At 54.3% G+C, this 24,335-nt stretch carries 18 protein-coding genes and 6 pseudogenes; 7 read left to right on the plus strand and 17 right to left on the minus strand.

Annotated features, from left to right (window positions below; translation table 11 throughout):
* Nucleotides 1-138: 138 nt before the first annotated feature.
* Together TKWG_RS19060 and TKWG_RS19065 are read left to right on the plus strand one after the other, a co-directional pair.
* On the plus strand, nucleotides 139-1,137 hold the full coding sequence (locus TKWG_RS19060; RefSeq protein ID WP_014752403.1) for a Bug family tripartite tricarboxylate transporter substrate binding protein: 999 nt from the start codon (nucleotides 139-141) through the stop codon (nucleotides 1,135-1,137).
* A gap of 57 nt (nucleotides 1,138-1,194) precedes the next feature.
* Nucleotides 1,195-2,741, plus strand: a pseudogene (locus tag TKWG_RS19065) (acetolactate synthase large subunit).
* Between the two features lie 71 nt (nucleotides 2,742-2,812).
* Here TKWG_RS19065 and TKWG_RS19070 read toward each other — a convergent pair.
* Nucleotides 2,813-4,042, minus strand: coding sequence for an MFS transporter (locus TKWG_RS19070; protein WP_014752404.1), 1,230 nt, complete (start codon nucleotides 4,040-4,042; stop codon nucleotides 2,813-2,815).
* 75 nt (nucleotides 4,043-4,117) lie between these two features.
* Here TKWG_RS19070 and TKWG_RS19075 point away from each other — a divergent pair, with 75 nt between their 5' ends.
* Nucleotides 4,118-5,050, plus strand: coding sequence for a LysR family transcriptional regulator (locus TKWG_RS19075; RefSeq protein ID WP_014752405.1), 933 nt, complete (start codon nucleotides 4,118-4,120; stop codon nucleotides 5,048-5,050).
* Here the strand turns inward: TKWG_RS19075 and TKWG_RS19080 are convergent.
* From TKWG_RS19080 to TKWG_RS19100, 5 genes and pseudogenes are all read right to left on the minus strand, one after another.
* Entirely contained in the window at nucleotides 5,018-6,487 is a 1,470-nt protein-coding gene (locus TKWG_RS19080) for an NAD-dependent succinate-semialdehyde dehydrogenase (protein ID WP_014752406.1), read from the minus strand. The two genes, TKWG_RS19075 and TKWG_RS19080, sit on opposite strands and share 33 nt — an antisense overlap.
* Before the next feature lie 47 nt (nucleotides 6,488-6,534).
* Entirely contained in the window at nucleotides 6,535-7,875 is a 1,341-nt protein-coding gene (locus TKWG_RS19085) for an MFS transporter (protein ID WP_014752407.1), read from the minus strand.
* Between the two features lie 38 nt (nucleotides 7,876-7,913).
* Nucleotides 7,914-9,274 (minus strand): annotated as a pseudogene (locus tag TKWG_RS19090) (LLM class flavin-dependent oxidoreductase).
* 112 nt (nucleotides 9,275-9,386) lie between these two features.
* Nucleotides 9,387-9,893 carry a flavin reductase family protein gene (locus TKWG_RS19095; protein WP_014752409.1) on the minus strand — a complete coding sequence of 169 codons (507 nt, stop codon included), beginning with the start codon at nucleotides 9,891-9,893 and terminating at the stop codon, nucleotides 9,387-9,389.
* 177 nt (nucleotides 9,894-10,070) lie between these two features.
* Nucleotides 10,071-11,401 (minus strand): annotated as a pseudogene (locus TKWG_RS19100) (aminotransferase-like domain-containing protein).
* Between the two features lie 136 nt (nucleotides 11,402-11,537).
* Between TKWG_RS19100 and TKWG_RS19105 the strand changes: the two are divergent.
* Nucleotides 11,538-12,413, plus strand: a pseudogene (locus TKWG_RS19105) (DMT family transporter).
* 93 nt (nucleotides 12,414-12,506) lie between these two features.
* Here the strand turns inward: TKWG_RS19105 and TKWG_RS19110 are convergent.
* Complete coding sequence (locus tag TKWG_RS19110; protein WP_014752413.1) at nucleotides 12,507-13,301, minus strand: siderophore-interacting protein; 795 nt, start codon at nucleotides 13,299-13,301, stop codon at nucleotides 12,507-12,509.
* 134 nt (nucleotides 13,302-13,435) lie between these two features.
* Nucleotides 13,436-14,017, minus strand: a complete 582-nt coding sequence (locus TKWG_RS19115) for a PadR family transcriptional regulator (protein ID WP_014752414.1) — start codon at nucleotides 14,015-14,017, stop codon at nucleotides 13,436-13,438.
* Nucleotides 14,018-14,294: 277 nt separating this feature from the next.
* On the opposite strand from TKWG_RS19115, the gene TKWG_RS19120 reads away from it, so the two are divergent.
* Both TKWG_RS19120 and TKWG_RS19125 read left to right on the plus strand, forming a co-directional pair.
* Complete coding sequence (locus TKWG_RS19120; protein ID WP_148274603.1) at nucleotides 14,295-14,771, plus strand: hypothetical protein; 477 nt, start codon at nucleotides 14,295-14,297, stop codon at nucleotides 14,769-14,771.
* Between the two features lie 116 nt (nucleotides 14,772-14,887).
* Complete coding sequence (locus TKWG_RS19125) at nucleotides 14,888-15,499, plus strand: superoxide dismutase (RefSeq protein WP_014752416.1); 612 nt, start codon at nucleotides 14,888-14,890, stop codon at nucleotides 15,497-15,499.
* 243 nt (nucleotides 15,500-15,742) lie between these two features.
* Here TKWG_RS19125 and TKWG_RS19130 read toward each other — a convergent pair whose 3' ends face one another.
* Nucleotides 15,743-16,540 carry an SDR family NAD(P)-dependent oxidoreductase gene (locus TKWG_RS19130; protein WP_014752417.1) on the minus strand — a complete coding sequence of 266 codons (798 nt, stop codon included), beginning with the start codon at nucleotides 16,538-16,540 and terminating at the stop codon, nucleotides 15,743-15,745.
* A gap of 504 nt (nucleotides 16,541-17,044) precedes the next feature.
* Between TKWG_RS19130 and TKWG_RS19140 the strand changes: the two genes are divergently transcribed.
* Nucleotides 17,045-18,025, plus strand: coding sequence for a Bug family tripartite tricarboxylate transporter substrate binding protein (locus TKWG_RS19140; protein WP_014752419.1), 981 nt, complete (start codon nucleotides 17,045-17,047; stop codon nucleotides 18,023-18,025).
* A gap of 87 nt (nucleotides 18,026-18,112) precedes the next feature.
* On the opposite strand, the gene TKWG_RS19145 is transcribed toward TKWG_RS19140, so the two are convergent.
* From TKWG_RS19145 to TKWG_RS19175, 8 genes and pseudogenes are all read right to left on the minus strand, one after another.
* Complete coding sequence (locus TKWG_RS19145) at nucleotides 18,113-18,424, minus strand: PaaI family thioesterase (protein WP_014752420.1); 312 nt, start codon at nucleotides 18,422-18,424, stop codon at nucleotides 18,113-18,115.
* 98 nt (nucleotides 18,425-18,522) lie between these two features.
* Complete coding sequence (locus tag TKWG_RS19150) at nucleotides 18,523-19,104, minus strand: PaaI family thioesterase (RefSeq protein WP_148274604.1); 582 nt, start codon at nucleotides 19,102-19,104, stop codon at nucleotides 18,523-18,525.
* Between the two features lie 200 nt (nucleotides 19,105-19,304).
* Complete coding sequence (locus TKWG_RS19155; RefSeq protein WP_014752422.1) at nucleotides 19,305-20,072, minus strand: carboxymuconolactone decarboxylase family protein; 768 nt, start codon at nucleotides 20,070-20,072, stop codon at nucleotides 19,305-19,307.
* 45 nt (nucleotides 20,073-20,117) lie between these two features.
* Complete coding sequence (locus tag TKWG_RS25560; protein WP_014752423.1) at nucleotides 20,118-20,423, minus strand: Rossmann-fold NAD(P)-binding domain-containing protein; 306 nt, start codon at nucleotides 20,421-20,423, stop codon at nucleotides 20,118-20,120.
* Nucleotides 20,424-20,479: 56 nt separating this feature from the next.
* Nucleotides 20,480-21,456: pseudogene (locus TKWG_RS27390) on the minus strand (SDR family oxidoreductase).
* Nucleotides 21,389-22,146: pseudogene (locus tag TKWG_RS19165) on the minus strand (SDR family NAD(P)-dependent oxidoreductase). Before TKWG_RS19165 ends, TKWG_RS27390 begins: the two co-directional pseudogenes overlap by 68 nt.
* Nucleotides 22,147-22,158: 12 nt before the next feature.
* Nucleotides 22,159-23,118, minus strand: coding sequence for an acyl-CoA dehydrogenase family protein (locus TKWG_RS19170; RefSeq protein WP_041709661.1), 960 nt, complete (start codon nucleotides 23,116-23,118; stop codon nucleotides 22,159-22,161).
* A complete protein-coding gene (locus tag TKWG_RS19175) occupies nucleotides 23,051-24,322 on the minus strand; it encodes an acyl-CoA dehydrogenase family protein (protein WP_456047810.1) in 1,272 nt (423 codons plus the stop codon). The genes TKWG_RS19170 and TKWG_RS19175 overlap by 68 nt, the downstream gene beginning before the upstream one ends.
* Nucleotides 24,323-24,335 lie beyond the last annotated feature (13 nt).

Raw genomic sequence — 24,335 nt, forward strand, 5'->3', positions numbered from 1 at the left:
TAGAGCCGATGAAACCCGCAAGTCCATATTTCATTTGTATTGGGCCTGGAAGCGGATACACTATGCGGGAGAGTGTCCGCCCGGACACCCGAAGTAATGCGACACAACGATAAAAAATACTTCCACAGGAGACATGCTATGACTTTGACTTCCCATACGATCACACCGCTGCGGTCTCTGGCACTGGCGACCCTGGCTGCCTGCTGTGTTGCCAGCGCCGCGCACGCAGCAGGATATCCCGAGCGCCCGGTTACCCTGATTGTGCCCTTCCCGCCTGCCGGAACAACCGATCTGATCGCCCGGCATGTTGCCCAGGCGCTGGAAAAGGAGCTGGGCCAGAGCATTGTGGTCGAGAATCGGGCCGGTGCCGGCGGCAATGTAGGCATGGGCGCATTGGCGCGCGCCAAAGCCGATGGCTATACCATTGGCATGGGCACCATCGGAACACAGACTATCAACCAGTTTCTGTACAAGGATATGCCCTTTGACCCACAAAAGGATTTTGTGCCCATTGCCCTGGCAGGCACCACACCGAATATCATTGCCGTCAATGCCAATTCAGATATCAAGTCGCTTGGGGATCTGATTGCAAAAGCCAAGGCGGCAAAAGATAAAAAACTTAGCTACGCTTCTCCTGGTGTGGGTTCATCGGTGCATCTGACCGGCGCCTATCTGGAAGATGCAGCCGGCATCAGCATGCTGCATGTACCGTTCAAAGGTGTGTCCGGTTCCATGCCCGCGCTGATCGGCGGTCAGGTGGACATCCTGATGGATAATCTGCCCAGCACGTTATCACAAGTGAAAGATGGCGGAAAAGTACGTGCAGTGGCCGTAACGGGTGCGCAGCGGGATCCTGCCATCCCGGATGTCCCGACGGTGGCCGAATCGGGCCTGCCGGGCTTTGATGTGAACGCATGGTTTGCTCTGTATGCCCCAGCCGGCACACCACCCGAAGCTATCAAAACGCTGGTTGCTGCTGCAGAAAAAGCCTTGGCCTCAAAAGACTTGAAACACAAGCTGCAACAGACCAGCACCCAGCCAGGCACGATATTCGGCGCCGATCTGACCGCATTCGAGGCCAAGGAACGTGAGCGCTGGAACAAGCTGATTCAGGACAAACATATTCAGTCCAAATAATTTTTATTGTTAACCCGTTCCGTACACGGAACACAGTTGAGAAAGGTTTATAGATTCATGAACGGAGCAGATAGTCTTTGCGATACTTTGCTGGAAAACGATATTGATGTATGTTTCGCCAATCCCGGCACCTCTGAAATGCATTTTGTAGCAGCGCTGGATCGCAAACCTCAGATGCGCTGCGTGCTGGGTGTTTTCGAGGGCGTGGTCACGGGCGCCGCCGACGGTTATGCGCGGATGGCCGATAAACCAGCTGCTACCCTGCTGCATTGCGGCCCAGGTATGGCCAACGGTCTGGCCAACATGCACAACGCCAGGCGCGCCCATACCCCAATGGTCAATGTCGTGGGTGACCATGCCAGCTATCATTTGCAATACGATGCACCGCTGACCAGCGATATCGAAAGCCTTGCCACACCCATGTCAGACTGGGTACGGCGTATTGCCTCGGCCGACGATGTATCCGGCGCCGCCGCAGCGGCGATCAGTGCGGCAAACAGTGGCTATGGTGCCGTTACCACGCTGATTCTGCCGGCAGATGCCGCATGGACAGAAACATCGACTCCCATACAAAAAGCACCACCGGTCAAGCGTACACAGGTTACGCCGGAAGCTTTGCGAGCGGCTACCGAAGCGCTCAATAACGGTCGCAATACAGTGATCCTGCTATCCGGTAAGGCGCTACGCAGCAAGGCGCTGGAGACCGCAGCCCGGATTGCCGAGCGTACCGGCGCCCGGCTGATGGCACAACAATCCAATAGCCGCATTGAACGGGGCGCAGGTCGTGTGAAGATAGAACGCGTGCCATTCAGTGTTGATCTTGCCATCAAAGCGCTGCAAGACACCGAACAGTTGATTCTGGTGGGTGCCAAAACGCCGGTTGCCTTTTTTGCATACCCAGGCAAGCCAGGCGAGCTCGTTCCTGAAAATTGCAAACGTATTGAACTGACTCAGCCGGACGACGATCTGCCTGGTGCCTGGAGGCCCTGGCTGATGCCGTGGGTGCAACCAAAACACCGATCAGCCTGCTGGCAGAACGTGTTGATATTGGCCTGCCGACCGGAACACTGGACGCGGCCGCCGTGATCCAGGCGATTGGCAGCCTGCTGCCCGAGAACGCGATTATTTGCGATGAGTCTGTCACCTCTGGCAGGGATTCGTTCAAATCGACTTTCGGTTCGGCACCCCACGATTTCCTGCAGATCACGGGTGGCGCCATCGGGATCGGAATCCCTATGGCCACCGGTGCGGCTGTTGCATGCCCGGATCGCAAAGTGGTCCTGATGCAGGCGGACGGCAGTGGCATGTATACCCTGCAGGCCCTGTGGACGCAGGCCCGCGAACAACTGGATGTGGTCACTGTCGTCTTTGCAAATCGCAGTTATGCCATATTGCATAACGAATTCAAGCAGGTTGGCGCTGGCGCGCCCGGCCGCAATGCCCATCGCATGCTGGATCTGGATAACCCGGCGTTCGACTGGGTGCACATGGCCAACGCGGCCGGCGTTGAAGCCGCCCGGGTAACCACTACCTCAGCCCTATCGGATGTGCTGCGCAGCGCCATGGCGCGCAAGGGACCGTTTCTGATTGAAGCGGTCATCTGATCCAGAACCTGGTGAGCGCAGCGAAATTACAGTTGCGCTCACCATATACAATCTTGCACTGGCTGAGCAAGTCACGGAATATCCCCACCTTCGATATTCGATATTTCCGAGCTTGCCTGATCTGCAGGCATTGCCAGTGCAATTAATCCGAGAACCGGACCGATCGCAAGTATAAGCGTAGATATTTGTCCAAACGATTCTATTATTCTGGTCATGATAAGAATTGAAATCATCGTTATTGCAAACCCAATCGCATTCTGAAGAGCGAGTGCTGAGCCAACGTACTCAGGAGGGCAAGCCTGAGCTGACATGGCTGAAAATTGGGGAGAGTCCGCTACCACGGCAGCCCCCCAAATCAGAAATAAAATCAATGTAATCGTTGGGGACATCCAATGTCCGATAACAGCGAAAATGATGCAGCACACGCACGACAAGGATAGCGCCGAGACAGCAACTGAACGGTTTGACAGTCGATGTGAAAAAACACCTCCGATGACGCATCCAATAGCCCCTGCCGAGATAGTATAGAACGATATCGTAGAGATGCTTGAGCTATTGCTTGTAATCGCAGAGGAGATCAACAAAGGCACAATCGCCCAAAATGCATATAACTCCCACATATGCCCGAAATATCCAAAAGCTGCTTGTCGAAATGAAGGCCTCGCGAAAGCCGATTTCAAACCCAAAATTGCGCTTCCCTTTTTTTGCGGTGTATGCCGCTTGATTTGCCCATGAGGCCCTTCCCCGAGCGCAAGAATAAGCAATGCCCCACAAACGGATAAACAGGAAGAAGCTGATACAATCATATACCAGGGATAAGAGGCGGCAAGCGCCTTTAATCCGTGAGGTAAAGCAGTTCCCAAGGTTAGCATCGCAACGAGAATGGACAGCCCCCAGCCTGCTTTTTCGGGAGCCCATTTTATGATCATCTTCATTCCAAGAGGGTATATGCCTGCTAGCGTCAAACCAACCAGAAACCGCAATAGGACGCCCAGCCATATCCCGTTGGCCAGAAGGGCAAAAAGCAAATTAAGCACAGCGCCGAGAATGGCGGACACTGCAAATATGTTGCTGGCGCGAAATTTATCAGCCAAACCCGTCAGTGATAGGAGCAAAGTACCTACAATGAATCCTCCTTGTACTGCACTGGTCAACCAGCCAATTTGTGCGACGCTGACATGCCACAGATCCATAAGATCCTCACTCGCTGCGTTTGCGCTGAACCAAAGCGATGTGCCGAACAATTGCGCTAATGAAATAGTAGTAATCGGCCCAGGCCATTTTTCTAATGAAATTCTCATGAAATCCTCGTTTGCTTTGCACTATCATGGGCGAAACTTATTCACTGACAGACACCCGATGCCCTGGAGGATGCTATGAATTTCAGACAACTTGAAAGCTTCCTGGCGATTGCCGAGTTAAATAGTTTCGCGGCAGCTGCGGATCGCCTGTGTGTAACGCAGTCTACAATTTCCGCTCGCATTCATGAGCTAGAGCAAGTGCTGGGCGTCGAGCTGTTTGACCGCACACAACGAACCGCGAGACTTACCCTGAAAGGGCGGGAATTGATCAATTATGCTGCTCAAATCATGTCTCTTTCCTCCGAAATCAGGCTTCGTATTGGAGCTAAGGACGCGCTTACAGGAGTTGTTCGTATCGGTGTTGCAGAACTGGTTGCCATTTCCTGGTTGCCTGACCTTGTGAATGCCGTTCGTCATGAGTATCCCAATATTAAATTAGAATTCGAAGTCGGGCTCAACCCATCTCTTATCGAAGGAATTCGAAACGGGCGACTTGATCTGGTTATCCTGGCTGGGAAATTTCAAGAACCCGGCTTCGATGCTTTTGATCTCGGCCGAGTCCGATTTTCATGGATGTCTTCGCCAACGATGTTTCCCGGCCAGGAGAAAATAAAATTGGAAGAGCTCCGTAAGTTGCCTATCCTCTATCAGGGTAAAAACTCCTTTACCAACGGAATTATGGAGCAAATCCTGGGTATTTCCAGTGTGCGAGAACGAACGGGAATGACGTGTAATAGCCTTGACGCGTTATTTGCACTCACGCAAGCCAGTGTCGGCATTGGATTTCTTCCTGTCTCGCATTATTCAGATGCGATCAGAAATGGCAAATTGAAAATAATCCAGACGGAACCGAAATACTTTTTGATGCCATTTTCCATTTCCTGCGCGAGCAACTCGCCAGAGTTGTTTACAGATATTGCTCGTCTATGTGTACAGAGCAGCAAATTCGACAAACTGATCGAAGAAGCGGAACCGTCAACGCACATCCCCCAGGCAGACATACTTTAATTCCAGGTAATCATCAATTCCGTACTTTGACCCTTCACGTCCCAATCCAGATTCTTTAATCCCTCCGAATGGTGCAACTTCGGTAGAAATTCTGCCTGTGTTGAACCCGACAATACCGGCTTCCAGCTGTTCTGAAACCCTCCAGAAGCGGCGCAGGTCATTTGTGAAAGCATATGCCGCAAGCCCATATGGGGTGGCATTGGCAGCCTGGATCACTTCTTGTTCTGAATCGAATCGAATCAGCGGCGCGACCGGACCAAACGTTTCTTCACTATTGAGTAAGGCATCCTGCGGTACGTCAATTAACACTGTAGGAGCAAAGAAATTTCCGTTGCCCTCAATTCTATTGCCACCCATTGCTACCTTGGCGCCCTTACCAACGGCATCCTGGATATGTCTTTCAATTTTTTCGACTGCAATCTGGTTTATTAATGGACCTTGATCTGTTTCATGCAATAAACCATCTCCAAGACGGAAACTTGAAATTTTGTTCTTCAGTTTTTCAGCGAATTCATTGTAGATCGAACTATGTACGAAAATCCGGTTAGCGCAGACACATGTCTGCCCCGTGTTTCTAAACTTGGCGGCGATCACTTCTGTGACCGACAGGTCGAGATCAGCATCTTCGAATACGATAACCGGCGCGTTTCCACCCAGTTCCATCGATACCTTTTTCATTGTAGCCGCGCAAGCCGCAGTAAGAATTTTGCCAACCGGCGTAGAACCGGTAAACGTAAGCTTGCGCACTCTTGGATCTGCAGTAAAGACACCACCAATTGCCTGTGCATCGCCAGCAACCACATTTATTGCCCCGTTTGGAAAACCGGCTGCTTCGGCCAAGGCAGCTAATGCAAACGCTGTTAAGGGCGTTAATTCCGATGGTTTGAGCACAACAGTACATCCGGCAGCAAGTGCAGGGGCAAGCTTTCTAGTAATCATTGCCGCAGGAAAATTCCATGGCGTGATTGCAGCCACCACGCCAATGGGCTCTTTGGAAACCATGATTCGTGAGTCTTGTGTTGGTGCAGGAATGAGATCGCCGTATACACGCTTTGCTTCTTCAGAAAACCACTCCACAAAGGAAGCCGCATAACGAATTTCTCCAACGGCCTCGTTCAATGGTTTGCCTTGTTCTGCGGTAAGCAATCGGGCAAGATCGGTTTCATGTTTCAGTATCAAGTCAAACCAGGCTCGCAAAATCCTGGCACGCTCCTTGCCAGTTTGAGACTTCCATTCGGGTAACGCTTTAGTGGCCGCATCCACCGCCGCTTCTGCATCTTTAGAACTCCCTTTCGGGATGGTAGCAATGATAGTCCCGGTTGCAGGGTTAATTACCTCAATGACATGATCGGATGCCGAGCCAACCCATTTACCATTTATAAATAATCGCTCTTTGGCGTAAGGCGCAAACGATTTATCAAGTCCAATGTCAATCATCAAATATCCTTTAAAGAATCCGGAAATAACTGCGTTTGTAATGCCTGTCAGGATTTGGCCTTAAGATCAATACCCTTGGTCTCTTTCATCATTAATGCCGCGATGATCGTAATTACCGCCAGTACAGTCTGATATGCCGAAAACATCCATCCTGCATTGATGGACTGCACCCATGACATGAGGTATGGCGCCGTTCCACCAAATATGCCAATAGCAAGTGATGTCAAAATACTTACGCCAACGGCACGCACTCGTGCTGGAATCAATTCCGCCATCAGCGCCGGATAGTGACCAACGCCCACTGTCCAGACCAGAAGAGCCAGGCTTTGTGCCGCAAAAAGCGTCCATGGCTGACTAGTGAGTATTGATGTGATTGGCATACCCATAACCGCTACCAATAACGCAAATGTAATAACCATTGGCCGTCGGCCAAAACGATCAGAAAGCATGCCAAATATAGGCAGAAATATGATCGTGCAAGCCTGCGCTAAAAGACTCGCGATGAATGCGCCGTTAGGATCCATTTTGTATTGCGCTATAACCATAGCGGGCGCAAAGGCAATCCAGGTGTAGTACCAGACATTCATGGCTGCATTCAGCACAATCACCAGCAGCGACATCTTCAGTATTTTTGTCTTGGTGATAGGTTCTACAACCGCTGTGTCATTCTCGGCTTTCTGAATGCTTTCGAACGCATCAGTTTCATGCGCTTGTCGGCGCAGAAAAAGAACATAGACACCTAAAAGAGCGCCAAGACCAAATCCAATTCTCCAGCCCCAGTTTTGCATCTGCTCGGGTGCCAGCACGCCTGTCAGCAATGCCGCAACGCCTGTTGCCAACATGACTCCGATAATTACACTGACGTATACAGAGCTGGTCCATAGACCTCGTTTCTTATTGGGTGCAATCTCTGCGATATATACATATGAAACCCCCGACTCACCGCCATGGGCGAATCCCTGTATCAGACGCATGATAAAAAGCCCCAAAGACGCCCAGGCGCCGATCGACTCATACGTGGGTAATAACGCAATTCCTAAACTGGCCCCGGCAAGCATCAGCATTGTGATCAGCAAAGTAAGCTTTCTTCCGCTTTTATCGGCTATACGACCAAACACGAGACCACCAAGCGGTCTTGCAATGAAGCCACCCGCAAAAATAGCCAGCGTGGACAATAGCGCAGATGTCGGATCCGCTTTCTGGAAGAAATTGGCGGCCAGATAAGTGGTTAGCGTTCCGTAGATTGTCCAGTCATACCACTCTAAAACATTGCCAACTGCGGCTGCCTTCAATGATTTGCGTCTTTTTTCAAGAGACAGTCCTGACAACGCTTCCGTTTCGACTGTGGTATCCATTATTTTTGTTGTCATATCTAGAGTCACCGTCATGGCACTCCTCCTTTGTTAATAGTATTTTTATAAATGGCTTATTTACGGTAACTACTTGCCGGATGCGGCTTGGCCAAACGAGGACCAGCAGCGAATAGTTTCTCCCTCAATGTGCCTTCTTCGTATTGTGTTTTGTATACTCCGCGTTCTTGCAGAATCGGCACGACATGATCTACGATGTCGTTGATGGTGTCCGGCGCAACAGCATAAGCAAGATTGAATCCATCGACGCTGTTTCTTCAACCCATTGCTGCAATTCGTTTGCAACGGTCTCAGCAGAGCCGACAATTAAAGGCCCTGAGCCTCCGACTGCAATATGTTCGGCCACTTCCCCGACAGTCCAGACACGATTGGGATCGGAAATCGTAAAACGGTCAATGGCTGTTTGCATACTGTCGTTTTTTATATGCTTAACCGGCTCGTTGGGATCACAAGAGGAGAAATCTATACCGCTCCAGCCTGACATGAGCGTTAAGGCGCCTTCATGCGAGGCATATTTCCGATACTCGGCCAACTTTTCCTGGGCCTGGGCATCAGTGCCCCCGACAATTAAAGTCATCATGCCGAAGATCGCTATGCTGTCACCAGATCTGCCCTGTTCCTGGGTCGCAGCTCGCAGCTTTTTAACTGTCGAGGTCAGTACCTTCTTGGTCGGGCTGCTTGCAAAAACACACTCGGCGTGCCGTCCTGCGAATGTTTGTCCCTTGGATGAAGCCCCCGCCTGATATAGTACTGGCGTTCTTTGCGGAGAGGGTTCCGATAAATGGATCCCGTTCAGACGGAAATAAGTGCCGTCATGTTCCACGGGATGCACTTTCGAAGGATTCACATATATGCCGGTTTCCCTGTTTCTTTCTACAGCATCGTCTTCCCAGCACCCCTCCCAAAGTTTGTACATTATTTCCATGTACTCTTCGGCGATTTCATAACGTGTATCATGACCGGTCTGACTCGTAGCGCCGGCAGCTTTGGCTGCACTGTTCAGATAACCAGTGACAATGTTCCAACCCACTCGACCGTTTGTAAGATGATCAAGCGTGCTCATTTTGCGGGCGAATGTGTAGGGTGGTTCGTATGTAAGTGAGCCTGTAATACCAAATCCCAGATGTTTTGTTACGTCAGCCATTGGCGGAACAATTAAAAAAGGGTCGTTACTGGGCACCTGGACTGCATTTCGAAGCGCCGCATCCGCATTTGAGCCATATACATCATAGATACCAGTGACATCAGCAAGAAAAAGTCCGTCAAACATGCCTTCTTCAAGCTTGCGAGCGAGGTTCTGCCAGTATTTGATTGATTTATATTCTCCGGATCGATCATTGGGATGACGCCATAGTCCTTGCGACTGATGAACCGCAGTGTTCATGTCGAAGGCATTAAAAAGAATCTTTTTTTTCACTGTATATCTCCTGATATCAGGTAAGGTAAGATGAGCGTTAATGTTGAGCGCAGCGCCCCCTTGCACGAAGTATGCAACGCGCTCTTAAGTTCGTTATCAAGTTTGTTGGGGTTTAAGCTGCTTTCTCGAGTTGATTCAGCGAAACATATTTACCGCTGTGATACACAAGTGGGTTCCCGCCATGTATCGCTGTTCGGACGACACGACCAATGAGTATCGTATGATCTCCGGCCACATACCGCTGCTGGACTTCACACTCTCCATGGGCTACGGCGCCGATTATGCACGGGCTGCCGGTCAGGCCATGAGTAAAATCTACATTTTTAAGCTTGTCTTCGCCTTTTGTGGCAAATACATTTGAAATTTCAGCTTGCTGGTCGGATAAAAAATTGATGCAAAAATGCCCGCTTTCGTTGATGGCATCAAGCGTATTTGAATTGTTCGCGAGACTGACCAGGAACAAAGGCGGGTTTAAAGACAGCGACAGTACCGCAGTCATTGTCACGCCAGTGCCTTTTCCATTTGAGTCTGATGTGGATATCACTGCTACGCCAGCGGCAAACTGGCCGGCAAATTTACGAAGATCGACTTGAGAAGCATTTTGGTTTTGAACTTGCATGATATTTCCTCCTGTGAGGACAAATGCTACGCATGCACTCTTATCAATTCAAACGATTTATTATGATCGAAATACTTCGAAATTTTCAATGAATCAATTTTCGGTTGAATCCGCAATCAATTGAAACCCTTGACTCTCATTGCGGATATGGTGTCTTTGCCCGATTAAAAATCCACCTCATGCACAGGACAGCAGGCAATGCCTGACCCGTTCCAATGCCGTCTGTAATACTTCCGGCGTCACTGACCCAAGCGCCAGACGAATCGCATGGGGCACGTGGATAGTGGCAGCAAAGGCTCTGCCGTTGATACGGAAATCTGTTCTCGCATGAGCGCCATGGCGATCTGATCTGCGCGTACCTCTTCGGCCAGGGGAATCCACAGGAAATAGGATGAAGGATGGCCGACGCACGAAATACCCGCCAGGATCTTGCGCGCCATAGCCTGACGGGATTGTGCGTCTTCGCGTTTCTCGCGTTCAAGCTGCAACACGGTGCCGTCGCGAATCCATTCAATTGTCATGGCGGTCATCACACCCGGCGTACTCCAGGTCGTGGCGCGTATGGCCCGCTCCAGCGATGCAATATGAGTGGGTGGCGCTGCGACCAGGCCCACGCGCAATCCTGCCGCCACATTTTTTGAGAACCCGGTGATGTAGATTGTGATATCCGGCGCAAGTTGGGCAATAGGGGCAGGCGCTTCATCAACCAGAAAGGCGTAGGCGGCATCTTCGATAATAAGCAGGCTGTATTTACGCGCCACGGCAACCAGTTGCTGCCTGCGATTTTCACTCATGACCCAGCCTAGCGGATTGTTCATAGTGGGCATGGTATAGACCGCCTTTATGCGGCGCGCGCGACACAGCTTTTCCAGTACAGCCATATCGGGACCCCGATTGTCTGCCGGTATGGGCACCAGCTCCAGATGCAGCATCTGCGCCAGCACCCGAAAACCAGGGTAGGTCAAGGCATCCACGGCAACCACATCGCCCGGATTCAGACATGCCATTACCGTCATCGCCAGGCCATCCTGTGCGCCGTTCACGATCAGGATCTGCCCGGCATCCACACTGAGCCCGCGGTGCGCCAGATACTGCGCCATCGCTGCCCGATCGTGGGCCCTGCCGCCATAAGGCTGATAGCGCAACAACGAAGCCAGGTCGCCCGAGGTAGACAGTTGCCGGAGCGCATTGCGCAACAATTCGGTCTGCTGTGGCAGCGAAGGGTAATTGAAGTTGAGATCTATCATGTCGGCAGCGACCACGTGCTGATCCGTTCCCTGGCCGGGCGTGAGCGCGATGGCGCGCACATAGGTGCCGCGCCCGGTTTCACCGCTGATCAGCCCCATGGCCTGAAGCTCGGCGTAGACCCGGGTTGCCGTGACCAGAGACATGCCCTCGCGCGCGGCCAGTTGCCGATGGGTCGGTAGCCGGGTTCCCGGCGCCAGCTGGCCTGCCTGGATTTGCTGCGCAAACCGGTCAACAACAGTTTTATATCGCAGGCGGGCCATAGGCAGATGTATCCATGACAATAATTTGATTGTCATGATTATAAGTTCTAAGATTGCATTTTGCCATTGCTGTCTCACAATATTACAGGCGCAATTGCAGGTGTGATAGATGACGGATGTTCAATCGGGTGAATACATGAAACACGGAAATTGGCAGGCAAATACAGCAGGCGGCTGGCTCAATGGGTTTCTGGGCGTGCTGATTTTCAGTGGCTCGCTGCCGGCAACTCGGGTGGCGGTGTTGCAATTTGATCCGATATTTTTAACGGTCGCTCGTGCGACCATCGCCGGGGTTCTGGCGCTGATCATGCTGCTGATGTTCAGGCAAAAACGCCGACACGGGCGCAGTTGGTCCCGCTGCTCATCGTGGCATTGGGTGTGGTGGTGGGATTCCCGCTACTGACGGCGCTGGCGCTGCAGCATGTCACGTCGGCGCATTCCATTGTGTTTATCGGTCTGTTGCCGCTGGCCACGGCGGTGTTCGGCGTATTGCGGGGCGGCGAGCAGCCGCGCCTGCCTTCTGGTTGTTTTCTGTCACCGGTAGCTGCTGGTGGCAGGCTTTGCCTTGTCACAAGGCCTGAGCGCATCCCTGACCGGGGATTTGCTGATGCTTGCCGCCGTGCTTGTCTGCGGGCTGGGTTATGCCGAGGGCGCGGCGCTATCGCGCAATCTGGGCGGCTGGCAGGTGATCTGCTGGGCATTGCTGCTGTCTTTGCCTGCCATGCTGGTTCTCTCGCTGCTGACCATGCCGGATTCGTTCGCCGGCATCGGCGCTCCGGCCTGGGCAGGCCTGGCTTATGTGTCGCTGTTCAGCATGCTTATCGGTTTTGTGTTCTGGTATCGCGGTCTGGCCCAGGGCGGCATTGCCGCTGTCGGCCAGTTGCAATTGCTGCAGCCTTTCTTTGGTCTTGCGCTGGCCGCGACGCTGCTACACGAACCGGTCAGCATGCTGATGGTCGGCGTTACAGTCGCGGTCATTGCATGTGTTGCAGGGTCCAAGCGTTTTGCCTGAGGCTGGGGCAGAATGGTCTGGCCGTCTGCGGGGCGGTTGATTATGACAAATGCAATAGCACGCTAGCGTTGCTGCAGTCGCCACAATATTGACCTACTCCTGCGGACTGCCCTGCTTCCAGTAATTGCTGATACGCATTCTCGATTTATCAATGCCCTTTTCTTCAAGCAGGTACTGGCTGATAGCCCGCATTTGGGCCGCCTGGCCACCGCCCCAGATATAACCTTCACCGGCCGGTAGCACGAAGGCGCGCACGGCGTCGATCAACGTTTGCTCCGGCTGTTGCCGGCGGTACAGCCAGGTGATTTGTACATCGGCCTGCGTCTGAAAGTGCTGTTCTTCGTCGGCGTTTTCCACCAGTGCAATCACGTGGACTTTGGCGCCTTCAGGCAATTCTTCAAGACGCCGACCGATAGCCGGCAGTGCTGTTTCATCCCCGATCAACAGTTGCCAGTCAAAGTCTGATGCCATGACAAATGAGCCGCGCGGCCCGGCCATGACCAGTTGATCACCCGCTGTTGCGCCTTCCACCCAGCTTGAAGCCGGCCCATCGCCATGCAGCACAAAATCAATATCCAGTTCATTATCTGCGGGACGATAGCGTCGTGGAGTGTAATCGCGCGCCGGCGGGCGCACAGCGCCTTCTGGAAATTGCAGCCCGGCTTCAGTGTTATTCGGGACGACGGGCTGGCCATCGGCTGGGAAAAACAGCTTCATATGATCATCGAACGAGGCAGAGATAAAGTCGTCCAGATCGGGGCCATGAAAGGTGACACGGACCATGCGCGGCGTCAGGCGCCTAACCTGCGCTACTTGCAACAGGCGGGCCTTGAGCGGGTGGCGTACGCGCAGGGGCGTATGTTCGGGAGGAATCGGAGTTTGCATCATTGTCAGGGTACTCTTAGGGTGAATCTGTTGAAAATGCCGTCGATAAACAGGGTTGGGCGCGCATCCAGGTGCGTGCATCTAATGGCTCGCGCATTCGGCGAGCGCAGTACCGCAGTGGTACTGATCAGTTGATGTTATCGCGGCGGTGTACAGGGCTGGTTGATTTGCGCAATGGCGTTTTGCAAAATCGTGGCGATGCGCTTTTGCTCCTGTGGATCGGCCCCGCTTTTAAGCAGCAATGCGCGCTTCAGGGTCAGGCGTGCGGCCAGAAACTCTGGCAGCCAGCCGTCATTGCCGGTGGCATCGCTGTCAGCGGCCATGGCGCCCTGGATGTACTTCATTTTGTTGGCCAGATGCACCAGCATGGCTAGCAGTTCCTCTGCCTGGTCACGGTGTTCATTCAGAAATGCCAGACCTTCGGGCAACAAGGCATAGGATTTTTTATTGCTGTTGACCGCCACCGAGGCATAGCCTATTTCCTGGATGTAGGTAAGTGCTGGATACACCATGCCGGGGCTGGGCTTCCAGTACCCACCGGAACGGCTGTCCAGTTCCTTGACAAGCTCATAACCGTGACTGGGCTGTTTTTCAAGCAAAGCCAGCAACATAAGCTGCAGATCGTCCGATGAAAATTTGCGGCCACGAGTAAAGTTTGCGTCGTGGCGATGCCGGCCATGTTCGCGCTGACGATGCGCTGGCGACTTGTCTTTTCTCATTTTGCTCCCTTATCAATATATCGTACGATATATTTTATGATCTTAATAGTCAAGCAAAAAAGAAATAAAATCGATTATTTCTTGCTCATTTTCATGGCATATAACCAATATTTAAATTTATTTATGCGCTTGAATACAGGATACTTTGTTTCATAACTCCTTCATTTTTAATGATAAATGGAGTATTCACATTACTGACGGAATGGCCATGATTGATATATATAATAAAAATCATTACTATTTGCATAAGCGATACAAAATATGGCATGGAGATTTTATGCTGAATGAAATAAAGAGCGAAGCATGCGCGGTGAACGGCCAGGATTATCTCGTGCGCTGGCGCCAGGCCATGACAGATGGCAATGATGCATTCAGCAGCGGCCGCTACAGGGAAGCTATCGGACACTATGATCTTGCCCTGACCACGGCTACGGATTTGTTTGGTCAGGCCGACGATGCCGATAGCGCCATTGCCGCGTATGTGATTGCGCATCACAATCTGGCCGATACCTACGAGCGTCTTGGCAGCCAGGCGCTGCAACGCCTGCACTTGTGCCTGGCACACGAGAAACTGTGCGCGGCAATGAATGATCACGCACTGCCGCAAGTGTGGCAATTGGCAGCCATGCATCACAGCCGGCGCACCTATGGTGAACTTACCCGTTTTCTGAGCCTGCACCCGCAAGATAATCAAGCGCAACTGGCGGCAAGCCAGGGCGCGGCTGGCATCACACTTGACATAGCCATGCATTAACAGGCTTTCTCTTGCATTCACGCCTTTGCGGGTTGAGCGCCCGCAATCGACTGACGTCCCCTGTGAGGACTCAGTTTATCGATCCCTTTAACACTGAATTACATCAGGAGCACTTCATGTCTTATACCCTTCCCGCTTTACCTTACGCTTACGATGCACTCGAACCCAATATCGATGCACAAACGATGGAAATCCACTACACCAAACACCATCAGACATATATCAACAACCTGAATGCCGCGCTGGAAGGGGCAAACCTGCCCACGCCTGCTGTTGAGGAGTTGATTTCCGATATCGATAAATTGCCCGAATCCGTGCGCGCGGCGGTACGCAATAATGGGGGAGGCCATGCCAATCACAGCCTGTTCTGGCAAGTCATGTCGGCAGAGGGCGGCGGCCAGCCCGATGGCAAACTTGCCACAGCCATCGACACGGACCTGGGTGGTCTGGAAAAGTTCAAGGAAGCCTTCACCAAAGCCGCTATTTCCCGCTTCGGCAGCGGCTGGGCCTGGCTGAGCGTTACACCCGAAAAAAAACTGGTTGTTGAAAGCACCGCCAATCAGGACAGCCCACTGATGACGGGCAACACACCGATTCTGGGCCTGGATGTGTGGGAACACGCTTACTATCTGAAGTACCAGAACCGTCGACCCGAATACATTGCTGCGTTTTACAATGTGGTCAACTGGCCCGAGGTAGCGCGCCGCTATGAGGCTGCACTCGCCTGATCACACTCGCCAGAGGGCATGCTTCTCATTGCATCCTTCTGGCCAAACAACGGAGGCAAAGGCAGGCCGGGACCTGTCTTTGCCGTTGAACACAAAGAACGCCTGCTGTAAGCCAACGTATGGCAGCGGCGCGGCTGACAGTCAACTTGGTCGGCGAAGAAACCGCTGGTCCGCTTACGGATTAATGCGTTGGCCGATTAATGCAATTGACGTCTTTCACACCGATGCATAGCGCCGATAGATTCAGGTGCGACGAGGTCGCGGAATATGACTCATGAGCGACTGTGCAAAGCCGCCATCGACCACAATTTCTGCGCCGTTAACGTAGGCTGAGCGATTGCTTACAAGAAAGACGGCCACATTGGCAATATCTTCTGACATGCCGATACGACGTTGAGGCACGGCGTTTTCTCGTTGCTCACGCACGTGTGAATCAACATAGTAAGGCTCGCTCAAAGGTGTGCGAATTAATCCCGGACTGATCGCATTGCTGCGTACGCCCTGCGGCCCCCATTCAACCGCCAATTGCCGGGACAGCATCAGGATAGCCGATTTGGTTGTGCTGTATGCCCCGCTGAAGGGCTGAGGGTTTGAACCAGCGATGGATGCAATATGAACGATAGCGCCCTCGCCCCGGGCCTGCATGGACCGGCCAAAGGCGCGAGCGCAGCGCAAATAGCCGGTCAGGTTGACGTCAATCTGACGACGCCAGTCTGCGATATCAATCGCATCTAGATGCCCCTGCACAGACACCGCTGCATTATTGACCAGTGCAAAACAGTTACCCAATTGCCTGCTGACGGTTTCTGCAGCCGCAGCGACCTGATCATCGTCAGCCACATCGCAGGCCAGCGACAGGCATTCTCCCTTGGCATTGGCACGCAACCGGGCCACTTCGCCAGGCGGTAATGCCTGACGATCGAGCATGGCGACATGCGCGCCATTTTCAAGCAGCGCTTGCACCGTTGCTCGACCGATACCGCCATTTGCGCCGGTGACTGCTACGACCCTGTCTGTAATATCCAACCACGTATCGTTCATCCTGAATCCTTAGCTCCGTCTGGGTTATGTATTATGCGCACAGGTCACGCGCGACTGCGTAGAACGAATCTGCACCTGACTGCCATGGGCTTCGTCGAAAAAGCGTATCCACGCAGCCACGATCCCGGCTTGCAGCCCACTGGGTATGCCGGCTGTGACCTGCGTCTGGGCGCGCCACGACCAGCTTGTTATTATCTTATCCGGCATGCGTTGCACACACTAGTTGCAAATCACGTAAAACACAATCGAGCATTCAATAGACAATAGGCGCTCAAGCAATGAACCCGATGCACCAATCACAGCTGTCATCGCTTTGTTGCCGCCTGTTAAATAACGCATGTGATAAAAATGACCGCATGCCATTGCTCCTGAATTTGCAGTATTGTTCTGCGGGTGTGCCCCTTATCGCGGAAAAGCCATCAGTGTATAAAAAGCTTTCGCCACAAAGATGGCGATGCAATTACGACAATGATGACTAAGTTTCCAACTGGAGCGAGACCAAGCATGAAATTTTTTCGAAGTACCGTTCTGATCGGTGCATCTGTACTGGCCTTCACTGCCGCCACGGCACATTCGCAAACCGCCAACCACTACCCCGATAAACCGATAAAGATCGTCGTTCCCTATTCACCTGGCGGGTTCACCGATATTCTGGCACGCCTGTTATCCCAGAAGCTTTCCGAAAAGCTGTCGCAACCGGTAGTGGTCGAAAACAAACCAGGCGCCTCGACCATCATTGGCGCTGAAACGGTCGCCCGGGCCCGGCCTGACGGATATACGCTACTGATGGCCGTCACCACAACGCTGTCGACCAATCCACATTTGTTTGGCAAGCTGCCCTATAAAGTTTCTGACTTCAAGCCGGTTGCGCTTGCCGCCCTGACGCCGTTTGTGCTGGTTGCCAATCCATCTGTGCCGGCAAATAATGTACGGGAGCTCATTGAGCTGACCAAAAAGGAACCGGGAAAACTGTCAGCGGCGACGCTGGGTAATGGTTCTTCGACCCATCTGGTCCTGTCCATGCTGCGTGCGGCCACGAACGCCGATATTCTTGATGTTCCCTATAAAGGCTCGTCGCCAGCCATGTCCGATCTGGTGGCTGGGCATGTCGATCTTTTCTTTGATGCCATTACCACATCGCTGCCGCATATTCAGGCCGGTCGATTGAAGGCGATCGCCATGACATCGGAAAAGCGCTCGCAGGCAGCACCATCCATTCCGACTTTTGTTGAAGCGGGTACGCCAGACATGCTGGCCTATTCCTGGTACGGCTTGCTGGCGCCAGCAGGAACACCGGACGCCATTACGAACAAGCTGAATGCGGCCGTCAATGAAGCAATTGCTTCTGAAGAGATCAGCAAGAAGTTTAAGACAGAGGGTGCGGAGGCGCGCATGATGAGTGCTACGGCATTTGGCGAACTGATTGAAGCGCACTCCAAAACCTGGGGTACCATTATCAAGTCATTGGGCATACGCCTGGACTGATAGATTCATTGCTGCGCCACCGGCGCGATGCTAGCGGATACACGCCGTCCTTCATGAGCTATATAGAGCGGACGGTGCCTGGCTTATTCACTTCCTGATCAGGGTCGATTGGGTCTGAAGCACCAATCGGCCCGTGTCAGTCGTAATATCGCATGTGACATGAGCAAGGTTGCGGCCCTGGTTAACGATACGACTACTTGCTTTCAAGGTGCCCTCGGTTCCTGGACGAATGAAGTTGGCGCTGATCTCCAGCATGCGCCAGCCGTGCTCTACAGTAGCCAGGCTGGTGCTGATCGCAAGCCCCAGCAGTATCCCGCCCTGTACATGACCAACCCGATTGCCAATATGAAGGCCGCATTCGATCTCGCATGTGGCTGCCTTGCCGTGCGCTTGCGGCATCAACCCCCAGAACCTTTCTGTAAAAGTCGCAGTTGTATCGCGATCGCCCGCGCTGTCTCCATTTTGATGTCTGCCGTCGACACTGGCTTTCTGTGCTTTTAGATAAACGCGTTTTCCTGATCGGTAAGATCATTGATACCCATTTGCTCAACTTGTTCCAATGACTCAGGACTGGGCAGCGCTTGCGCAGGTTTATCTGCCGGACGATTCAGAACGGCAAAATTGGCTTCCGCAAAACATATTTCCGTATCCCCGGAGAAGACCGCCACACTGCTGTTGCGGATTGCAATTGTGTTTGCGTCCGAGCGAAACCGGGTATGGCTTCTGGCAGCAAGCCGCTGTGTTGCAGATTTACCGGTAAACGTGAGCCGGGCGCTGACCGTCGCCAGCCGGGTCGCAAATCCCACTTCTCCGCGAATGGCGGCCGCCAGCGCAACATCGGCCAGAATGCACAGAGCAACCGGCAGCGGCTGGCCGTTGCGGTCCGCATTGCTATCCAGATCCATTGTCAGCGTTGCCTCGTCAAGACCCACCGATTCATAGGTAATACCCAGATAGTAGCCAGGAAGATGCCATCCGCTGATGCGCTGCAGACTCAAGGCTCGCAATACACGCAATACATCCGCGTCAGGCGTAACTGCATCGCTGGGGGAGTGAGTCTGGGTTTGAGTCGGGTGCATATGTCAATTGAATTGAGCAGGAAAGTGTTCGCAGGTGCATTGGCTTTGAATAGACGGCCATTTTACACTGCTTGCCGAACGTGCCGGTTTGCCCAGCTAAACCCGGTTAAAGCTCGCTAATGCCGGGCAAACCGGGCTTTACGCTAGGTAGATTGACTGGCGCCCCCTCGCGTGGCCAAGTGCTTGAGCGGTAATGCACTTCATTTTTCTGCAGAATTGCCCGACACACCGGACTGAACGCTCTCTTCGAATGTATTGGCTCCCAACGCGGTACCATGGAGGGATAAATGCGCCCCAAGCTGAATGGCTTGCAGCAACTGAGCCTGGCTGATGCCCATTTTGAGCGCGCCCCGGATGCGAATGCGCAACATCGTTTCATTGAAACCGGTAAAGCAGGCGGCCAGGGCAACTTCAATCAGCCGGCGCTCTGTGGGTGTCAGACCACCCGACGCTGGCTGGCCGTTCTGCTCTTCAATAAAATCGAGCAATACGTCAAGATACCCTGGGTCCAGCTGCGCCAATGTCTCCATGAAAGCAGGCGTTTCCTGAAAGTGCTGCAGCACGCGCTCACGCTGTTGCACGGACATGGCCGCGTCGGGTTCAAGGCCGGCTTCCTGCGCAAGGATGCCCACGGCGTCATAGACGTGACTCAGTCCCTGGGTAGCCACGATATGCAGCACATCAAAAACGTCTGCCGCGCTCACCCCGGCCTTGCGGGCAAAATCCAGATGGGTTCGCAGACCTGTCGGGTACAGATGGGTTGCGGAGCTATCGAGGGCGATGTAGATCAGTTCAACCAGGCGCCCGGGCAACGGGCCATGCTGCGCCGGATAACCCGCATAAGACGCGTAACGGTCCAGAAATTGCGGCTTGTGGCGCAAGATGGCCTGTGTCCAGGGTCTCCAGTAGCCGCGCTGGGCAATGAAATGCGCTTTGATCTGTTCCTGCTCGGGGCTATGGTCGGTCATGATGTGTGGCTCGTGTTCGTATTGATGGGGCAAAGGCGTGCAACGTCAGGTCGCATGCGCCCGAATAGTCTGCCCAGTGAGAAACTGGGCACGGGGGCCTGCCACAAACCTGAGCAGCGGCACCAGTTCGGAAGGAGCGGCAGCCAGATCCATTTCAATGGCGTTAACGCGCATGGCACGCGGACCCAGTTCACAGGCCAGGCTGGCGATCAGCATGCGTGCAGCGGCGATGTCTCCTGCCTGCTGCCAGCTATCGGTCTGATCGTGCGCCGGCAAGAGTACGGTCAGGCTGCTATGCGCTGCGTTCTGGCCGGCATAGCGCCGTGCCGTTTCATGAACGGTGTGCAGCATCTGGCCAGCTTGAGCGTGCAGGCAGGAGAAATCCAGGGTGGCGGTGTAGTGCGCGTTTACAGGGTCGCGTTTACAGGGGTCGCGTTTACAGGGGTCGCCTCTTCGATAGCCAGTGCCGCGACCCAGGCGGCATCCGGGTTGCCGGCAGGCCGGTACGCCACAAGGCTATCGGGTGGCAACGGCGGGAGTTCGGCGGGTTTGAAAGGCTTGCTACCACCAAATATGGACGAACCGCCATCCACGCTGAATCGTTCTCCGCTAAGCGGGCCTGCCGCTTCCGAGGCCAGGAAGAACAGGGCTTCGGCCATCTCCTGCGGGTCTGCCATACGGCCCAGCGGAACTTTTGCTACGATATCGGCCGGCTCAAGACGGCCGATATCAATTAATTCGGCCACCAGTTCGGTGCGCACAACGCCAGGGCATAGCACGCTGACGGCAAGATCAGGCCGGGCTGCAGCCAGCGCCTGGGTTTGTGCAAGCAGGCCGGCTTTGGTGGCGCTGTACGCGCCGCGCCAGGGAATGGCGCGCAATGCGGCGCCTGAAGCCACATTGACGACTCGGGCACCCGGCGCAAGTTGTGGGAGCAATGCCTGGACCACCAGGCGGGCGCACGCAGATTTAATGCGACCAGGCGATCCATGTGTACAGGATCCTGATCGACCAGCTGCAGGCCACTAGTATCGGACATGCCGGCGTTATTGATAATGGCATCCAAAATAAGGGACGGATCGGCCAGGGAGTGTATTTGCGTCGCCTGCGTCAGATCAACGGTCCGCACCAGATGCGTGACATTGCCGCCACTTTTTGTCGCGCTTAGCGTTTGCATCAATTGGGCAAGTGCCGTGGCATTGCAATCGACCAGCACGCAGCGCCAGCCGCGGCTGGCAAATAGCAGCGCGCTGGCGCGACCGATACCTGATGCGGCGCCGGTAATGAGAATGGTGGGCATTGTGATCGCCTGAAGGTCAGATATTCGTAAAGGTGATGCCGCCGTCGACAACCAGCGCCTGGCCTGTGATGAAACCAGCTTCATCGCTGGCCAGAAAGCAGATGCCCCTGGCAATGTCGGTCACCGTACCCAGCGCCCCAGCGGCGTACGCGCGATGCGATTGGCATCTCGCTCGGCATTGCGGTTGCGTTGGGTTCCTTCCGTGGGTACCGCCGAAGGGCAGACGGCGTTCACGCGGATATGACGCGCTCCCAGTTCTGCCGCCGCTGCGCGCGTGATACCCAGAACGCCGGACTTGATGCCGGAATACACCACTGAATTGGCGGCCGAGCGCAGGGCCGCAGTAGAGGCCACATTGACGATCACGCCGCCCCTGTCGGGGTCCATGACGTCGACAGCCGCCTGCAGCCCCCAGATCACGGATTTGAAGCCGATGTCAATCATGCGATCCACGGTTTCCGGCATGATGTCGGGTACCGCCTGATAGCGCACCCAGGCGGCGTTGTTCACCATGATATCCAGCCGTCCCATGTGCTGATGCGCCTGCGCGACGGCAGCAGCCACCCCTTCGCGCGTGGCCATGTTCTGCACCACGTCAAATGCCTTGCCGCCCGCCTGTGTGATCTCCTGTACGGTAGCACTGACGAACTCTTCCTTCAGATCGTTAACACCAACGATGGCGCCACGGGCGGCCATCTGCTTTGCCGTTTCCTTGCCGATGCCGTTACCCGCGCCGGTGATCAGGGCCACGCGGCCCGCCATATCCTGTTGCATTGCTTTGATTCCTTATACCGTTGCGATGAACTGTGCACCCAGACCTTCCAGTCTGCGCCCGTTATTGAACGCCGCCTCGATCTTGCGCACTTCCCTTAGGGAGTAATGCAAGGGAAGCTCCCAGGTAAAGCCCATGCCACCGTGCAGATGAATGGCTTTTTCGATAATAAATACGGCATTGCCCAGCGCGCCCGAAAAGGCCGGGGCCACATCGCGCGACATACCGAATTCATTTGTGAGCAATGCCCGGCGCAGAGCAGCTGTCGAGGACTCATGCAGCAACTTCATGTGCGCCAGGGTATGGCGCACCACCTGTTTGGCCGATAGCGGGCGTCCGAACTGCACGCGCGTAGACGTATATTGTGCTGTTCGCGTCAAGGCCTCGGCGCTCAGACCGTTGATAAAACCGGCACTCAGCACCAGAGCATCGTCCACTAATGTGGCGAACGCGGCGGCAGACAGGTGCGCCTTGACCACAGCGTTTGCCAGATCAACGTCAAATTGCGGGTACTCCGGATCCATCGTCCCGTTGGCCTGCAGGAGCAGCGAGCCGGCTTCAAGAAGGCTTGCTCCTTCTTCGTCTGCGACCAGAATCCAGTCGCACGTGTCAGCATACCCGGCATGGCTTGCGGTCTTATCTGCGAGGCTGCCCTGCCAGGCAATGGTGGCGATTTTCTCACCGTCGACCAGTGCCTGCGCAATGTCACTATCGGCAAAGGCCTTTGCCAGTACCATTTGCTCCACCAAAGGAAAGTGCAATTGCAGGGAACCGGCAGCCTCACATACCGGCACACCGAATGCCAGGTCCAGGCCAAGGCCACCCCGGCTCTCCGGGGCGCACACACCAAACAGGCCGGCAGCGGCCAGCACCTTGGCGGTATCGCGCACACCGCGACCCAGCACATCACCGACCGCAGCGGCAGCCGCTTCGGCAAACTCTTCGGGGCGCAAATTTTCTTCCTGGTGACTCATGATCAGATATCCTTTGGCAGTTGCATAATGCGCTGGGCGATGATGTCCAATTGCACTTCGGTCGTGCCCGCGTAGATAGTCTCGGCATGCGAGAACAGGTAGGCAGTGCAAAAATGCTCGCGGGCACGCCGCGCCAGCGGGCTTGAGGACGGCCCGACCTGTGAGACGATTTCCTGCGCCAGTGCCATGAATGCCTGGTGGCATTCGACCAATATAGTTTGGTCAGCGAGCCGCGCGCACCAATGGCGGCCCCGGCAAGCAGCTGGTCGACCGATTGCTCCACCAGTCCCTTGAGCCCGTCGATTTCACACACAAGCTGGCCAATGCGGCGCTGATAGTAGCTCTCGGTCAATCGGCCAGCAAGCTGCGCATCTGATTGGCACGCCTGAACCAGTTGGCGCAATTCACACTCGAACCGCCAAGGCCGATACATGCGATTGGTGGCTCGTTCAATGGACAGGACGCGAATGGCAGCGTTCCAGCCTTCATCGGGTGCGCCCAGCCTTGCGCTGTCGGGAACGATAACATCATCGAAAAACACTTCAGCGAATGATTCTTTGTTGTCGATGGAACGGATTGGCACGACACGAATCCCTGGCGTATCCATGGGAACCGCAAACATAAGCAGGCCCCGATGTTTGTCGGCCACCGTTCCGGTGCGCGTCAGCAAAAGACAGTAATGCGCCTTTGCCGCGCCACTGGTCCAGATTTTCTGGCCGTTGATCCGCCATTGGTCGCCTTCCTGTGTTGCGCGGGTTCGTAACCGCACCAGATCGGAACCGGCATCGGGCTCTGAAAAGCCCTGGCACCAGTAGTTCTGCATTTGCAGAATGGCAGGAAGGAAGGTCTTCTTCTGCGCTTCGGTACCCACGGTCATAATGATGGGGCCGGCAAGCTCCTTGCCGATTGAGCTCACGCTCTCGGGCATGGCCAGCGCGCCAATTTCTTTGTTGACCGCCAGATGCTCGCGCAGGGTGAGCCCGTGACCGCCATATTCCACCGGCCAGGTCATCCCGGCCAGGCCGGCGCGATACATGGCCGCTTCCCATTGGCTCGATTCGGCCAGCGTCGGGCTTCGGTAATCCAGAGTGTCTGCCCGCATATGCGCAGGCAGGTTGTTTTTCAGCCATTCGCGGGCATGCGCACGATAGGCGTCCGGCGCGATAGCGGGCTGAGCGGTCAGCGGGTTGGCGTGAAAATCCATGCTTGATCTCGAA

Origin of the sequence: Advenella kashmirensis WT001 (assembly GCF_000219915.2) — a bacterium.
Lineage (GTDB): Bacteria > Pseudomonadota > Gammaproteobacteria > Burkholderiales > Burkholderiaceae_B > Advenella > Advenella kashmirensis.

Coding starts and splice junctions, on each gene's coding strand:
- TKWG_RS19080 (WP_014752406.1), bottom strand. CDS start 6,487: ATGATTGACATTGGACTTGATAAATCGTTTGCGCCTTACGCCAAAGAG.
- TKWG_RS19150 (WP_148274604.1), bottom strand. CDS start 19,104: ATGCACCCGACTCAAACCCAGACTCACTCCCCCAGCGATGCAGTTACG.
- TKWG_RS25560 (WP_014752423.1), bottom strand. CDS start 20,423: ATGCTGCACACCGTTCATGAAACGGCACGGCGCTATGCCGGCCAGAAC.
- TKWG_RS19140 (WP_014752419.1), top strand. CDS start 17,045: ATGAAATTTTTTCGAAGTACCGTTCTGATCGGTGCATCTGTACTGGCC.
- TKWG_RS19085 (WP_014752407.1), bottom strand. CDS start 7,875: ATGACGGTGACTCTAGATATGACAACAAAAATAATGGATACCACAGTC.
- TKWG_RS19070 (WP_014752404.1), bottom strand. CDS start 4,042: ATGAGAATTTCATTAGAAAAATGGCCTGGGCCGATTACTACTATTTCA.
- TKWG_RS19095 (WP_014752409.1), bottom strand. CDS start 9,893: ATGCAAGTTCAAAACCAAAATGCTTCTCAAGTCGATCTTCGTAAATTT.
- TKWG_RS19075 (WP_014752405.1), top strand. CDS start 4,118: ATGAATTTCAGACAACTTGAAAGCTTCCTGGCGATTGCCGAGTTAAAT.
- TKWG_RS19115 (WP_014752414.1), bottom strand. CDS start 14,017: ATGAGAAAAGACAAGTCGCCAGCGCATCGTCAGCGCGAACATGGCCGG.
- TKWG_RS19170 (WP_041709661.1), bottom strand. CDS start 23,118: ATGAGTCACCAGGAAGAAAATTTGCGCCCCGAAGAGTTTGCCGAAGCG.
- TKWG_RS19130 (WP_014752417.1), bottom strand. CDS start 16,540: ATGAACGATACGTGGTTGGATATTACAGACAGGGTCGTAGCAGTCACC.
- TKWG_RS19175 (WP_456047810.1), bottom strand. CDS start 24,322: ATGGATTTTCACGCCAACCCGCTGACCGCTCAGCCCGCTATCGCGCCG.
- TKWG_RS19125 (WP_014752416.1), top strand. CDS start 14,888: ATGTCTTATACCCTTCCCGCTTTACCTTACGCTTACGATGCACTCGAA.
- TKWG_RS19155 (WP_014752422.1), bottom strand. CDS start 20,072: ATGACCGACCATAGCCCCGAGCAGGAACAGATCAAAGCGCATTTCATT.
- TKWG_RS19120 (WP_148274603.1), top strand. CDS start 14,295: ATGCTGAATGAAATAAAGAGCGAAGCATGCGCGGTGAACGGCCAGGAT.
- TKWG_RS19110 (WP_014752413.1), bottom strand. CDS start 13,301: ATGATGCAAACTCCGATTCCTCCCGAACATACGCCCCTGCGCGTACGC.
- TKWG_RS19145 (WP_014752420.1), bottom strand. CDS start 18,424: ATGCCGCAAGCGCACGGCAAGGCAGCCACATGCGAGATCGAATGCGGC.
- TKWG_RS19060 (WP_014752403.1), top strand. CDS start 139: ATGACTTTGACTTCCCATACGATCACACCGCTGCGGTCTCTGGCACTG.